At 65.9% G+C, this 14122-nt stretch carries 12 protein-coding genes; 9 read left to right on the forward strand and 3 right to left on the reverse strand.

The window, feature by feature from the left end; genetic code table 11:
* Nucleotides 1–29: 29 nt before the first annotated feature.
* The 4 genes from FHT02_RS10880 to FHT02_RS22045 are packed head-to-tail and all read left to right on the forward strand — an operon-like array spanning nucleotide 30 to nucleotide 5056.
* Nucleotides 30–779 carry a polysaccharide biosynthesis/export family protein gene (locus FHT02_RS10880; RefSeq protein ID WP_184087412.1) on the forward strand — a complete coding sequence of 250 codons (750 nt, stop codon included), beginning with the start codon at nucleotides 30–32 and terminating at the stop codon, nucleotides 777–779.
* A complete protein-coding gene (locus FHT02_RS10885) occupies nucleotides 779–2551 on the forward strand; it encodes a GumC domain-containing protein (RefSeq protein ID WP_184087414.1) in 1773 nt (590 codons plus the stop codon). The genes FHT02_RS10880 and FHT02_RS10885 overlap by 1 nt, the downstream gene beginning before the upstream one ends.
* Nucleotides 2529–3833: an O-antigen ligase family protein gene (locus tag FHT02_RS10890; RefSeq protein WP_184087416.1), complete on the forward strand. Its 1305-nt coding sequence runs from the start codon at nucleotides 2529–2531 to the stop codon at nucleotides 3831–3833. The genes FHT02_RS10885 and FHT02_RS10890 overlap by 23 nt, the downstream gene beginning before the upstream one ends.
* A complete protein-coding gene (locus FHT02_RS22045) occupies nucleotides 3830–5056 on the forward strand; it encodes a glycosyltransferase (RefSeq protein ID WP_184087418.1) in 1227 nt (408 codons plus the stop codon). Before FHT02_RS10890 ends, FHT02_RS22045 begins: the two co-directional genes overlap by 4 nt.
* Here the strand turns inward: FHT02_RS22045 and FHT02_RS10900 are convergent.
* Nucleotides 5050–5943, reverse strand: coding sequence for a cupin-like domain-containing protein (locus tag FHT02_RS10900; RefSeq protein ID WP_184087420.1), 894 nt, complete (start codon nucleotides 5941–5943; stop codon nucleotides 5050–5052). The two genes, FHT02_RS22045 and FHT02_RS10900, sit on opposite strands and share 7 nt — an antisense overlap.
* A 5-nt stretch (nucleotides 5944–5948) precedes the next feature.
* Entirely contained in the window at nucleotides 5949–7058 is a 1110-nt protein-coding gene (locus FHT02_RS10905; RefSeq protein WP_184087422.1) for a GNAT family N-acetyltransferase, read from the reverse strand.
* A gap of 314 nt (nucleotides 7059–7372) precedes the next feature.
* On the opposite strand from FHT02_RS10905, the gene FHT02_RS10910 reads away from it, so the two are divergent.
* Genes FHT02_RS10910 through FHT02_RS10920 form a run of 3 tightly spaced genes read left to right on the forward strand, consistent with a single transcriptional unit; the run spans nucleotide 7373 to nucleotide 10263 of the window.
* Nucleotides 7373–8782: a metal-dependent hydrolase family protein gene (locus FHT02_RS10910; protein WP_246352331.1), complete on the forward strand. Its 1410-nt coding sequence runs from the start codon at nucleotides 7373–7375 to the stop codon at nucleotides 8780–8782.
* A 6-nt stretch (nucleotides 8783–8788) separates the two neighbouring features.
* Nucleotides 8789–9133 (forward strand): hypothetical protein, encoded by a 345-nt coding sequence (locus FHT02_RS10915; RefSeq protein ID WP_184087426.1) that lies wholly within the window; start codon nucleotides 8789–8791, stop codon nucleotides 9131–9133.
* A gap of 53 nt (nucleotides 9134–9186) precedes the next feature.
* Nucleotides 9187–10263, forward strand: coding sequence for a glycoside hydrolase family protein (locus FHT02_RS10920; RefSeq protein ID WP_246352332.1), 1077 nt, complete (start codon nucleotides 9187–9189; stop codon nucleotides 10261–10263).
* On the opposite strand, the gene FHT02_RS10925 is transcribed toward FHT02_RS10920, so the two are convergent.
* Nucleotides 10260–11525, reverse strand: coding sequence for an MFS transporter (locus FHT02_RS10925; protein WP_184087427.1), 1266 nt, complete (start codon nucleotides 11523–11525; stop codon nucleotides 10260–10262). The two genes, FHT02_RS10920 and FHT02_RS10925, sit on opposite strands and share 4 nt — an antisense overlap.
* 111 nt (nucleotides 11526–11636) lie before the next feature.
* On the opposite strand from FHT02_RS10925, the gene FHT02_RS10930 reads away from it, so the two are divergent.
* Nucleotides 11637–12482 (forward strand): endonuclease/exonuclease/phosphatase family protein, encoded by an 846-nt coding sequence (locus tag FHT02_RS10930; RefSeq protein WP_246352333.1) that lies wholly within the window; start codon nucleotides 11637–11639, stop codon nucleotides 12480–12482.
* 416 nt (nucleotides 12483–12898) lie between these two features.
* A complete protein-coding gene (locus tag FHT02_RS10935) occupies nucleotides 12899–14119 on the forward strand; it encodes an ROK family transcriptional regulator (protein ID WP_184087429.1) in 1221 nt (406 codons plus the stop codon).
* Nucleotides 14120–14122 lie beyond the last annotated feature (3 nt).

Genomic DNA, 14122 nt, shown 5'->3' on the forward strand with positions numbered 1-14122 from the left:
AGATGCGACTATTTTCCTGCGAGGCACTGATGCGCCGCCGTCTTCTGTCCGCGAGCCTGCTCGCGCTGACCATTACCGCCTGTGCCGGGCCGGTGCGCTATGCGCCGGCGCCCGAGGTCGCGCTTACGCGCGGGTCGCTCGATATCGCGCGTGAGGCGACCCGCATGGTAGAGGATCGGCTGAACCAGGATGGCGACTTTCACGCCGGCGACCTCGTGCGGCTGAGCTTCCCCTACATGCCGCAACTCAACAGCGATCAGCGGGTACAGCTGTCGGGCGCGATCAGCCCGCCCTTGCTCTCGCCTATTTCCACGCGCGGCACCACCGCGGCTCAGCTTCAGGCGCGGCTGGAGTCGTTGTACCGCGCCAAGTTGACTCGTCCGGAAGTTTCGGTCGCCTTGCTCGAATATAACCGCCCGCCGCCCCCGCCTGAGATCTTCGTGCTCGGCGAAGTCGTGAAGCCGGGCAACTTCCCCTATCGCGACGGCACCACCCCGTTCGAAGGGATCGCCCGCGCAGGCGGCGGCAATCGTGACGCGGACCTCTCCCGCGTTGTCGCGCTGACTCCGGTCGGGGATCAGCTGGAAGCACGGATGCTCGACCTGTCGGCGACATTGCATGGCAGCCAGCGGCCGATCGACTATCTGCCGCCCTATACCATCCTGATCGTGCCGCCGACGGGCATCGCCCGCGACGTCGACCGCGCCCGCCAGATCCGCCAGATCATCGGCTTCAACGGCGTCAATCTCGGCTCGTCCGTCACGCTGATCCAGCCCTGATGAGCCTGGGCCTCACTTATCTGCGCATCGTGCTGTCGCGCTGGCGTCTGGTCCTCGGGTCGATCGTGCTGTGCACGGTGGCGGCGTGGGCGTTCAGCGCGCTCTACCTCGCGCAGAAGCCCAAGTTCGAAGCGGCCGCTCGCCTCAACATCGTGCCAACGCCCGAGGAATTGAACTATGCCACGCGCTTCGTGCGCGGCTCCACCTTCGATGGCGGCAGCGTGCTGCTTGGCACCTATTCCGAGTTCGCCCATACCCGGCCCGTCGTCGAGCCGATCGTGGACCGCTATGTCGCCGAGCAGGCTGCTGCATCGGGCATGAGTGTGGATCGCTGGATCGCGGCCAATTCGAACCCGCCCGGCTTCTCGCCCGGCCGCATCCTTTCGATCCTGAACTATGGCCAGGCGCCCAGCGTGCCGCTGCGCGAAGACCTGATCCAGGCCGTGATCGAAGGCACCACGATCGAGAATGTCGAGGGTACCTATCTTGTCCGTCTGAGCGTGGAATGGGAGGACCCCAAATCCGCTGCCTGGTTCGCCAATGCATTGTCTGGCGCCATTATCGCTCATGCCGAAGAGGCTTCGCGCAAGACCGGTCAGCAGCTCGCCACCACCCTGGAGGCCCGGCTCGATCAGAAGCGCGCCGAGCTTGCCGGCGTGCTCAAGCAATCGCGTGACTTGAAGTCGGGCATCGGCGTCGTCGACATCGACCGCCAAAAACAATCGCTACTCGAAGCCCGGCTGCTCGAACAGGCGCAGCTGACCACCGATCGGGCGACCCTGGATTCCGCGCGCATCCAGGTCGCGGCGCTGCGCAGCCAGGCTAATGGCAAGCTGTCGAGCGCGCAGCAGACGCTGGAACAGACCATCGCGGTCGAGGGGCCGCGCGCAGCCGGTCTCGCGCGCAGCGTCGCCGTGCGCACCGCACGGATCGGCCAGATCGAAAAGCAGATCGCGAGTCTCGGCGGCTCGGAGGATCGAGTGAAGGCGCTCGACGACCGCGCAACCGCACTTCAGGCCGAAGTCGCCGCGCTTACCGAGCGCGTGAGCTTCAGCCGGACCGAAAACCTCGTCAACGGCCCGCGAATCCAGCTGATCGAGCGCGCAACCCCGCCGCTGGTGCGCAGTTCGCCAAAAATCTTCTTCAACACCGTGTTCGGCTTCATCGCCGGCTGTGCGCTCGCCGCGTGCCTGTTGCTGCTGCTCGGCCCCCGCAAGCCCCGGATCGAATTCGAGGAAGCGGAAGTGCTACCCGCAACGGCGATCCCGGCGTCGCCGCCGATCGAGGCCTTGCCGCCGGAGCCCGCCCCCGTTCGCCAGCTGCCCGCCGATCACCCCTCGCCATTCCGCCTGCCCCGCCCCGCCAATGGCGTGTCCTACACGCCCGACGAGATTGTCGGGCTGACCGGGCCTTTGAACCACTGGCTGGCGGAGCCGCTGGCGCCTGACAGCCGTCCGGTGTTCGTCGGGGGAGTCGGCGGTGATCTCGACGCGAAATATCTTTCCCAATTGCTCCACGGCTTGCTGCGCCGCGCCGGCGCCGCACTCCAGATCATCGACGCCACTCAGAGCGAGGTACATTGGGACGGACCGGGCAAGCCGTTCGTCTATCTGGGCGGGCTGGCCGGCAGTGCTCGGCCCGAACTTCTCGCGCATCTGCCTGCCGACGGGCATCTCGTCCTCGCCGGCGGCGACGCGGCGCAGCCGGACTGGCGAAGCCGCGCCGAAGACGCGCCGGCGCAGGGCGCCTATGTCGTCGCTTTCGATCGCTGAGCCCGCCGCCCGGGCACCCGACGCGGAGGCGATGCGGTTCCTGGCGATGGTGCCGCTGCTTGTCTATGCGGTGCTCGGCCAGCTCGACGCGGTGGGCAACCGGCTGTCGGCGCATCTGCCGATCGGCACCACCGAACTGACCCTCGCCGCGCTGCTCGGCGCGACTTTGCTCGTCTGCCTGCTGCCCGAAGGCCCGCAGCGCCGCGTTCGTGGCGCCACCGGCGTTCGGCTGATCGCCATGCTGTTCTGGTGGGCGGTGTTCAGCTGGACCCTGTCCCGGCACAAGGATGCCGGCCTCAGCTATCTGATCCAGCTCGGCATTGCGATCCTGCCCGGCCTCTGCACCCTGATCATTGTCGACCGTCCTGGGCGGCTGCGCCTGATGCTTTGGGCGATCATCGGCGCGGGCACAGTGTCGGCGGTGATCGTCCTGATCGAGACGCGCACCGGCGGGCGCATCGTGTCCACGTCCATCGCCGCGACGACCGCGGGGTTCGAGGGCGTTGCGCGCTCGGCCGGGGGATCGGACGAGAACCCCAGCACTGCCGCGCAGATGCTGCTGATTTCCGTGGCGCTGGCGCTCGGCCTGCTGTTCGCGGGTGAGCGCCGGTTCCGCCTCCCGCTGCTGGGCTTTGTGGCGATCGGGGCTGCCGCGCTGGTCCTCGGCGGCGCGCGTAGCGCGGTGCTGGGGCTGGGCGCCGCCCTCGCGCTGATCGTCTGGCGCTTCCGCCACCGTCCTTTCTTTCCCCTGCTGATCGTCGGCGGGATCGTGGCGCTGATCGCGGCGATCCCCTTCCTGCCGCCCACGCTGCTCGACCGCTTTGCCGCGATCGGCAACTTCGCGCAGGATCAGACCCTGTTCCGCCGCATCACCTACCTGCGGATCGGCGCCGATCTGATCGAGCATTCCCCCATATGGGGTGTGGGGCCCGGCAACTTCCCACTATATTATGTGACCGACGCCTATCGCTGGATGCCGGGACGCGAGCCGTTTCCGCGTGAACTTCACAACACCTATCTCGACGCCGCCACTGAATACGGATTGGTCGGCTTCCTCATCTTCGCTGCTCTCTTGGCGTACGCGCTGCTCTCCGCCACGCGCGCCACGAGTGCGCTCGACCCGATGCTCGCCGCGTGCGGCTATGCGCTCAGCATTGCGCTCGCCGCTTTGCTGGTCGGGTGCTTCTTCATGCCGCACAAGGACCTGCGCTATCTGTGGCTGCTGCTTGCGCTCGCGATTCAGGCCGGGCGGTTGCGCGCCGCCGAAGGGACCTCGCCGTGAAGCTTGCCGTCATCGTTACCGAATTTCCCAAGTCGACCGAGACCTTCATCTATCGCGACCTAGTCAAGTTCGTAGAGGCCGGGGTGGATGTTCGCCTATACCACCTCACGCCGTTCCGGCGCGATCAGACGCTGCATGGCTTCGCCGCGCCGCTGAAGGAGCGCGCCGTGGATCTGCGCTTCTGGCAGCCCCGCGCCCTATTTCGCGCGCTGCTACGACGCCCCCGCTCCCTGATCTCCGCAGTGGCGCGGATGCTTTGGGCCTATCGCCACCACCCCAAGATTGCCGCCAAGTCGCTTGCCTTGGTGCCAAAGGCTCTGGCCATCGCCGAAGACGCGCGCGCGTTTGGCGCCAGCCATGTTCACGCGGAGTTCGCAGGCCACCCCGCCACCGCAGCCTGGATCGGGCGACACGCCGGAGGCTTGCCTTATTCGGTCAGCTGCCGCGCCCATGACATCTTCCGCACCCAGGCGCTGCTTGCCGAAAAACTGGGCGAAGCAGCCGCGATCCGCACCGTCAGTAATTTCGGCCGTGCCTTTTTACGCGAGCGGATCCCGGCCATCGCCCACCTCCCCATCGACGTCATTCACTCAAGCGTCGATGTCGGGCGCATCGTGCCGGTCGATACGATGTCGAGCACCACTCCGTTCCAAATCCTCTATGTCGGCGCGCTTGAGCCCAAGAAGGGCGTTGACCACCTCCTCGACGCGCTGGTGCTCGCCGCACCGAAGCTTGGGGACTGGACCTGCCGCCTGATCGGCCACGGTCCGGACGCCGAGGCGCTCTGCAGCCGCGCCGCTGCGCTCGGCCTAGGGGACCGCGTCCGCTTTCTCGGCATGCAGCCGTTCGAAGCGGTGGCCGAGGCGTATCGCTCCGCCAGCGTCTGCGTCGCGCCCAGCATCATCGGCCGCAATGGCCGTCAGGAAGGCATTCCCAACGTGATGATCGAAGCGCTCGCTTATCAGCGTCCCGCGATCACCACCGCCATATCCGGCATTCCCGAGCTGATCCGCCACTGCGACACTGGGCTGCTGGTGCCGCCCGGCGATCCCGCGGGGCTCGCCGAGGCGCTATTGCGCGTGCACCGCGATCCCGAAGCGGCACTGGCGATGGCTCGCCGTGGCCGCGCACATGTCGCGATGGAATTCGATCTTGCCGTGAATACGCGCCGCCAACTCGACTTGTTCTTCCCCGGTCGAACGCCTGCAGCGTTGGTTCAATAGGCCTCGCGGCCATTGTGCTGGCCGCCCAGCCGCCGAAAGGTCCGGATCGCGCCCTTCGCCAACCGGTGCGCCGCGATCTTCGCCGCATCGGCCCCCGGATGCGTTCCAGGCGCTGCCGGCGAAAGGCCGAACGAGCGCAGCCGACGGTTGACGCGATGCAGCCGCGCCTCGCCATCGCTTGCCCGCGATCGCCAAGTGATGCTGAACGAGACCGAGCGCTCCGGCCCGTTCTGCACCCAGTGGGGCGCCTTGACGGGCACATGGACCGCGTCGCCCGGCCCCATCGCGAAATCCTGCGCCTTAGGGTCGAATTCGGGATCGTGGCGCATGTTGCGATGTGCCCCACCGCGATGAAACGCCTCGTGCATGCCTTGGGCGACGATATCGGCATCATCTGCCGGATAGACCCGCATGGTCTTGCTGCCGGCGATCTGAAGCAGGATGTTGTGCTCGGGATCCATGTGGAAGGGAGTCACGGCATTGGGTGACGACAGGAATACGAAGGCCTCGCGCCGCTGATAGGCGCCGGTCGCCGGCTCCACCACCGGCGCGATCTCCGCTAAGCAGGCGTCGATCAACGCCGCATAAGCCGGATCGATGTCCACCTTCTTCAACACCATCCAGCAGCCATTCTGTTCGATGGTGCGGACGATCTCGCCCACCGGCATGTCGGCCTGGTGGATGCCGGCCGGATCCTGGTCGACCTTCAGGTTGCCGAAGCTGTGCTCGACATGACTGGCGGGCAGCCGCTCGGCAAGCCGCGCCAGCTCCTCCAGCGCGAACAGCGGATGATGGTGCAACTGGTGCCGTACCGCAGCCGGCGATCCTGGATACGCCGCTGCGAAGGCGGAAAGCCCATCGGGCGCAAAGCATGCTTGCATGGTCATGGCCGTCATCCTGCCGTTGTGGAGGTAAGCGATCCATCGGCGCGCTGCCGCATCCGGGCCATTGCCGCGCACAACAGGCGTGAGCCAAGGCTCTCGAACGGAATGGCAAGCGACACGATCCGGCGCCGATCGGGCCAGATCCGATTGATCATGGGGTGGTCGGCGCGGGCACAGCTATCCACCTGCCGCAGGTCGCGCACGTCCAACGCATGGCGCAGATATTCCATCTCAATCAGCACGCCGGGCGAATAGCGCGCCCAATCCTCGTCAAACGCGATCTTGAGCTGGAACGCTTCGTCGCCGCGCTCCAAATTGGCGAGCATTGCGATCGTGCGATCACCAACCCTCATTCGATGGAAGTCCAGGGTTCCTGCGCGATTGGCGGCGTGAAGGATGGTGCGGAAACATCGTTCGGTCGCCGGATCAGCATTCGCGGCAACCCCTTCCCGGCCCTTCCATCCCGTGGCCTCCAGTTCGAACAGCGTGTCGATCCACGGGTCCACGGACTCACGGGGTGCGAGGCGTTCGAAGCTCAGCGCCCCGTGTTCGCCCAGGCGAGCGCGAAGGCGGCGATGCTCCTTCAGCACCTTGGGGCGGACATGCGCCACCGCATGCGCCTCGCTGGAAAGGCCGCGGTTCAGCACCGCTCGGCCATAATCGCGTGTGACATAATGGCTGCGCCCTGCGTCGCGCAGCACGGTCAGCAACGCCAACGTCGAAGGGCTGTCGCCATCCAGCGCCGACAACCGCAGATACTGCCCAGGCATGCGCGCGAGCACCGGCAGCGCTGCTCGCCAAAAGTTCCGCTCCGCCCCGGCGTGCACCAGCGGCTCGCCAAGCGCGCGGACCCGTTGGTCCCAATTCTCGACGCAAACCGCCACACCACGCTTGCGCCGCGTAGCGACGGGCAACAGCCCGGCTAACGCCCCGCTTTCCGAATGGCGCACCAGCAGCAGCTGCGGCACTTGCGCTTCGGGCAGATCGAGGCACGCTGCCAGCGCTTTGCGCCCATAGAACGGGTTCGCCGTCCCCGCGGTCTTCGCAAGCGCATCCCACGCATCCGCCACGACGGGATCGTCGACTGCCGCGCGCTCGCAGATGAAGGTGCCGCCCAATTAAGTCACTCGCCTCTGTCCACCGAGGCAAGCCTAGGGCCCAATACTGAGGATAAGATTTACGCTGGCTGCGGTTGAACAGAAGCTTCAGCGGATGGGCTTCATTTCAGGCAGGCCACCTACAGCATGTACATCAATTTCCGCCATCCCGTTTCCGCTCTGACAACAGCGGCAAGCTCGCTCGGCAGGGCGCTTGATCAGCGCCGCAAGACGCCGCCGCTCCTTGCGGTTGGGTTGGGTAGCCTCGCTGTGCATCACGCTCCTCGCTTTCGTCGTAATCGACAAACCGAACGCCCTTCGCATCGTTCCGGCGGTTGCGTCGGCCCCGGGCGATCTGGCTTGCGGAAGCGCGGCACTTGGGCGAGCATGCTGTCACAGGGGAGATACCGACGATGAAGCCGTTCCTGATCGCGCTCGCGACCACGATTGCCACGCCCGCGCTGGCGCAGATCCCGCCGGCGCGACCCACCACGCCCCAGACGACCTATATTCAGGCCGGCACGCTGCTCGACCGCCCCGGCCGTCCGCCGCGCGGCAACAGCACCATCATCGTACGTGACGGCAACATCGCTGAGGTCCGCGACGGGTTCGCCCCGCCCGAAGCCGGCGCCGCCCTGATCGATCTGCGCGACGCATTCGTCCTGCCCGGGCTGATCGACATGCATGTCCACCTTTGGGGGGTCGGCGGTGATCCGATGCGGGCGCGGCTGGAGGCGCTGACACGTGACCGCTTCGACAATCAGATGACGGCGGTTGCCAACGCGAAGACCACGCTTGCGGCGGGGTTTACATCGGTTCGTGATCTGGGCGGCGATCCACGCGGTATCCGTGCGCTGCGCGACGCGATCGATGCCGGGCTGGTCGATGGACCAACCATCACCAACGCCGGCGAGATGATCTCAGTGACGGGCGGGCATGGCGACGATGGCAACGGTCTGGCGGAGGAATTTGCCGACATGGTCCACGCCAAGGAGATCAACCTGTGCGACGGTCCCGATAATTGCCGCCGCGCGGTGCGCGCGCAGGTGGCGCTCGGCGCCCGCGTCATCAAGTTCGCGGCGACAGGTGGCGTGCTCTCCAACGTGAGTGGCGGACTTGGGCGCGCGATGACGCCCGAGGAGATGCGCGCGATCATCGAAACAGCGCATGCACTCGGCCGCAAGGTCGCGGCTCACAGCCACGCGACCGAAGGCACGCGGGCCGCGCTTGAGGCAGGTGTCGACTCCATCGAACACGGCACCTTCCTGGACGATGAGACCATCAGGCTGTTCAAGGCCAAGGGCGCCTATCTGGTCCCGACGGAGATCGCGCCTGTCGCCGCGCTGGCGCAGGCGCGCGGCGGCGCCCTGCCGCCCGCGACGATCGTAAAGGCAGAGGAAGCCGCTGCTGCCATGGCCGCCAATCACCGCCGCGCCTATGCCGCAGGGGTGAAGGTCGCGTTCGGAACCGATACCGGGGTGTCGAAGCACGGTGATAATGCCACCGAATTCGCGCTCCTCGTCCAAAACGGCTTAACCCCCAGCCAAGCCATCGCCGCCGCGACGATCGACGCCGCCGACCTGCTCGGCCGTAACGACATAGGCACACTTGCCCCCGGGAAGACTGCCGACATAATCGCGGTGACCGGCTACCCGCTTCAAGACGTCACACGCCTGGAACATGTCGACTTCGTCATGCACCGGGGGATCATCGCGAAAGGACCCGCTAGGGTCGCAAACCGTTAGGGCTCCATGCCTCACGCGAGCAAAATAGTTCACCCCGCTGGTCCCGACGCCCCGCACGCCTTCGACATCATTCCGTTGAAGCCGCGCAACGGGACCTTGGATGCCAAATGTCCAGTCTGTCATGGCTATGGCGAATGGAACACCGAGATCGACCTGGTCAGCTTCCGCTGCAAACGGGCGGTCTGTCCCCGCTGCATGGGCGCCGGATGGGTCGAAACCGGCAGTGATCCGATCGGGATGCCCGACATCGAGCTGTCGCCGAAGGGCCAACCCGAATGGGTGGTGCGCTACGTGCCTGGTGAGGATGTGGCGGATGAGAGCATTCCGGCCGGCAACCTCGCATCGCCCTGATCGGCACGCCTCGGGGTCGCCAGTTCAACCCACGCGCATTATGGGAGCATCGCTTGTCTCGTCTTTTCCAGCGCCTGCGCTCGGCGCGCGCACTCGTTCCCGCCGCCATCATCGCCGCATCGCTGACGGCCACTCCGGGCAGTGCGCAACAGACCCTTCAGCCCGGTCCGCCTCCTGGTGCGCCCGAAACGCCTTTCGTCGATCCGGACAGGGCCTATCTCTTCGCGCACATGACCAAGGCCCGATACGGCGTTCTCCACTACTCGGTCAGCCTTGATGGGCTGCATTGGAAGCGGCTAAACAGCGGAGCCCCCGTCTCGCGCGTTTATCATGGCCATGCCTCAATCGCGCAGGGGGTCGATGGCCGCTACTTCCTGGTCGGCAACAATAGCGACGACGATCGCCTGATCCGGTTTTGGGTCTCCACCGATCTCATCCGCTGGACACCCTACGCCACCTACCAGCCCGATCTGGCGCACATCCCGGGCCTGACCAATGCGCAGCAGCGCATCGGCGCGCCCAAGCTCTTCTTCGACAAGGCGTCCCGCCAGTTCCTGCTGACCTGGCACACCCCGACCGTTCCGGGTTCGAAGGAAGATCCCGAAAGCTATTGGACCAGCCAACGCACCGTCTATGTCGTGTCGGAGGATCTACGCCGCTTCGCCAGTGCCCCCAGGCGGCTGTTCGACTGGAACATGGCGACGATCGATACGGTCATTCAGCCCCGCGAAGACGGCGAAGGCTATTGCGCGATCGTAAAGGACGAACGCTACCCGTCCTATGCATGGACCACCGGCAAGACGATCCGCATCAGCTGCGCGGCCTCGTTGCTCGGCCCGTACCCGCTGCCGGGACCACCGCTCAGCCCAAATTTCCGCGAAGCGCCGACGATCATTCGTGCGCCAAACAATCGCGAATGGCTGCTCTATTACGAGCAATATGCCGGCACCAGCTATGGCCTGTCCAAGGGCCGCAGCCTTGAAGGGCCCTGGTATCAGGTATCCGGCAACACCGGCCAGCCAGACTGGGACCGCTACGCCATGCCCACGGATGTGCGACACGGATCGATGATCCAGATCTCGCGCCGCCAATATGACGCGGTGCTCAAGGCTTTTCCGATGACCGACTAGCGCGGGCGCGGCAGCATCCGTTCCACGGCGAGCACGCCCAGCCCAGCCGCTGCCAGGCACACCGCCAGGAACAGCATCGGCGCGATGTCGCTGCCGGTGCGGTCGCGAATCGTGGGCACCACCGCCTGCGCGACGAAACCGCCCAGATTGCCCACCGAGTTCACTGCGGCGAAGCCCGCGGCTGCATGCGCACCCGACAGGAAACGCGGCGGCAGCGTCCAGAACACCGGCTGTCCCGAGAAGATCGCCGCGGCGGCCAGGCTCAGCAACGCGAAGCGCAGCGTCACATCGGTCACCAGCACGCTCAATACCAGCAGCATCGCACCTGCCAGCGCCGGCCCGGCCGCAAACCACACCTGGTTGCGGAACCGCGCCGCCATTCGCGGTACCCCCCACAGCGCGAGTCCTACAAGTGTCCAAGGGATGATGTTAAGCAAGCCATTGGTGGTGTTCGACACCCCGAAGCTCTTGACGATCGTCGGCAACCAATAGCTGAGGCCATAAGCCGCGAGCGGAAAGCCGATATAGACCAGGCACAGCAGGAGCACGCGGCGGTCGCGCAGCGTGGACAGCACGCCTCCGTGCTCGGCCGCGGCGCTGCCATCGTCCAGCGTGCTCGCCAGCCATGCCTTTTGCTCGGTGCTCAACCAGCGCGCCGCTTCGGGTCCTCGCGGCAGCAGGAAGAACACCGCGGGCGCGAGCGCCACTGCTGGCAATCCAGTCGCCAGGAACACCCATTGCCAGCCCGCCAGCCCGAAGGTGCCGTCCTGGTCCAGCAGCAACCCGCCGATCGCCGCGCCCACTGCGTTGGCGACTGCGCTCGCCAGCATGAACAGCCCCACCGCCCGCGCGCGATGTTCGACCGGAAACCACAAGGTCAGCACGTACAGCACACCGGGAAAAAACCCCGCCTCCGCCACGCCCAGCAGGAAGCGCAGCAGGTAGAACACCGTGGGGTTGGGCGTGAACGCCAGCAGCACCGTGATGATGCCCCATGTTGCCATGATGCGCGTGAACCACACATGCGCGCCAACGCGGTGGAGCAACAAATTGCTCGGTACTTCGAACAGAAAATAGCCGATGAAGAACAGTGACGCGCCTAGGCCATACGCGGCTTCGCTCAGGCCCAGGGCGTCGACCATCTGCAGCTTGGCGTAGGATATGTTCTGCCGGTCGATATACGCGATCATGTACAAGAGCCCCAGAAAGGGCATCAGCCGCCACGTCACTCGGCGAACGGTCGCCTGCCCCACATCCGGCATCTAGGGGTTCCTCCTATTCACGTCTTGTTACCGCTCGCATCATCGTGGCACAAACGCGAAGATCAACCCGTCCGTTGGTCGGATACGGCCACTTTATCGAAGGCAAGCCGCTTGTCCCTGATCCCGCGTCTCGGAGCGTTGCTCGCGCTCTTCCTTCTGACTGCCTGCGCGCCTTCGCTGCACGTCATGTCGTTCAACGTCCGCTACCCCTCCGATCAAGGGCCGCAGCCCTGGGCGGTCCGGCGCCCAGTGATGGTGAACCTGATCCGCGAGGCGCGGCCCGACCTGATCGGCACGCAGGAGTTGTTTCAGCGCCAGGGTGACGATCTGGTGCGCGCGCTGCCCGGCTACCGCTGGTTCGGACGCGATCGCAGAGGCGAGCACGCCGACGAGCATATGGGCATCTTCTACCGTCCCGACCGGCTGCGGCTTGTGCACTCGGGCGATTTCTGGCTGTCCGACACACCCGAACAGCCTGGCAGCATGAGCTGGGGGACCGACCTGCCCCGCTTGGCCAGCTGGGGCATCTTCGACACGCGCGGCGCGCGCCCGCACCGCTTCCTGTTCATCGACACGCATCTGGCGCACCGCGAACAGGATGCCGCTGCGCGGGCGCGGGCGGCTGCACTGATCGTGGGCCAGTTGCCTGTCTTGGCCGGAGATCTGCCCATCATCCTGGCCGGTGACATGAACGCCCGTCCGGACAGCGGCGCCTATCGCGCCTTCGTCGCCGCGCTGGCGGACGCGCGCGAACATGCCGCCCGACGCCGCGGCCCCAAAATGACTTTTCACGACTTCACCGGCGTTCCGGACCGCCGGATCGACTATCTCTTCACCCGCGGCTTCGCCGTCATCGCTGCCGAAACGCACACTTACCATCAAGGGAGCGTCTACCCGTCCGATCACTTCCCGGTATCGGCAACCCTGCGCTTCACCTCTGATCGACGACCAAATTGAACGATCTTGATCCGGGCCGAGAGTGGCGGCATGCTGGCTCGTCAAGAGGCGCTGCCGACCGGCAGACGACCTTTCCATACAGGGGAGAAGGCGATGTCGTCATGTGCATGCCGCAAGGCGAATCTCGCTCCGTCCCGCACGCTCGATCGAGTCGGCACTACCCTGATGCCACTAATCTCGGCCCGAAGCTTCGAGACTTCCAATAGTCCACCACGGCGCAGCCACTTCATCTAGTGCCTGCATTGTGAGGTCTTTCGATCATTCTGGCCACGACGCTGGACACAGCTGGCAGGCGCTGCAATGTTCGGACTGCGCATCCGACACTCATCAGGGCTAACTATACCGATGACCTCCCCCGCCTCGCGCCCTTCACGGGCCGACGACAGACTGCGCCGCCCGCTTCGAAAGCAGGGGTGATGGCACCTGCTCTTCGCACCCGTCCGCGGCTTTCCGGCACCAATCTGGAGCGCGCCGCCGATCATAACCAGCGGGTCACGCTGCATGCCATTCGGGTTTGCGGCTCGCTGACGCGCGTCGAGCTTGCGGGTATCACCGGGCTTACCCCGGCGGCTATCGCCAACATAGCCCGTCGCCTGTTACAGGACGGCTTGATTGAGGAGGCAGGGCAGCAGCGCGGCAGCCGAGGCCAGCCTCCCACCAAGCTCGTCGTCCGGGCAGACGCCTGTTACTCGATCGGCGTCAATGTCGACCGCGACCATGTCACGATCGTGCTTGTCGATTTCGCCGGTCAGATGCTCGCCCGGGTGTCGGAAGAAGTCGATTTCGCCCTGCCCGATCAGGTCCGAGCGCTGTATCGCCGCTCGATCCACGACATGCTGCGCTCGGCACAGGTGGACATCGCGAAGGTCGTCGGACTTGGCGTCGCGGTTCCCGACCAGCTGGGCAGCGTCGACCTACCGGGCCGGCCGCCAGCCTATGCCGCGTGGGAGAGCGTTGACTTTGCGCAATTGTTCGACGAACCCTTCAGCCTCCCGGTCTTCACCGAAAACGATGCCGCTGCCGCCGCGATGGGGGAGATGCAGTTCGGCCATGGCCAGCGGCATGGCAGCTTTTTCTACATCCTTATCTCCTCGGGTCTTGGCGGGGGCTTGGTGATCGATAATGCTTATCTCCGCGGCGCCAACGGTCGCAGCGGTGAGCTGGGCTTCATGCGCGCACTGGACGATGGCGCGGGCGGGGAACAGGTGCAGAAGCTCGTCTCGCTTTCGGGGCTTTCGCGGCATCTGGAGGAGCATGGCTTCGGGCTTCGCGATATGATGCGCAGCACGCCGGCTCCTGAAGCCGAGGCCTGCGTCGAGGCCTGGATCGAGCAGGCGGCAAGGCGCCTCGTGACGCCACTCACAGCGATCAACTGTCTCATCAATCCCGCCGTCATTCTGATCGGCGGGCGTCTCCCCGCCAGTTTGGTGGAGCGGCTGGCGGAACGCGCCAACAGCTTGATGGAAGCGGGGGCCGGCACCCTTCCCGCGATCGCCCCGGTCGCACGGGCCGAACTGTCCCAGGACGCGCCAGCGGTGGGCGCCGCCATCCTGCCTTTCAGCCACTTCCTGCTGCCCAAGCCGGGCGCCTTGTGGAAAGCCCCCGCCGATGGCGCGGGCCTCCGACAGGTGCTCTAGGCT

This window comes from Sphingomonas xinjiangensis (genome assembly GCF_014199255.1).
Classification (GTDB): Bacteria; Pseudomonadota; Alphaproteobacteria; order Sphingomonadales; family Sphingomonadaceae; genus Sphingomonas; species Sphingomonas xinjiangensis.

Bases quoted from the DNA above. Each gene is read 5' to 3' on its own strand.
- FHT02_RS10885 (WP_184087414.1), top strand. From the start codon at position 779: ATGAGCCTGGGCCTCACTTATCTGCGCATCGTGCTGTCGCGCTGGCGT.
- FHT02_RS10935 (WP_184087429.1), top strand. From the start codon at position 12,899: ATGGCACCTGCTCTTCGCACCCGTCCGCGGCTTTCCGGCACCAATCTG.
- FHT02_RS10915 (WP_184087426.1), top strand. From the start codon at position 8,789: ATGCCTCACGCGAGCAAAATAGTTCACCCCGCTGGTCCCGACGCCCCG.
- FHT02_RS10880 (WP_184087412.1), top strand. From the start codon at position 30: ATGCGCCGCCGTCTTCTGTCCGCGAGCCTGCTCGCGCTGACCATTACC.
- FHT02_RS10925 (WP_184087427.1), bottom strand. From the start codon at position 11,525: ATGCCGGATGTGGGGCAGGCGACCGTTCGCCGAGTGACGTGGCGGCTG.
- FHT02_RS10890 (WP_184087416.1), top strand. From the start codon at position 2,529: ATGTCGTCGCTTTCGATCGCTGAGCCCGCCGCCCGGGCACCCGACGCG.
- FHT02_RS10900 (WP_184087420.1), bottom strand. From the start codon at position 5,943: ATGACCATGCAAGCATGCTTTGCGCCCGATGGGCTTTCCGCCTTCGCA.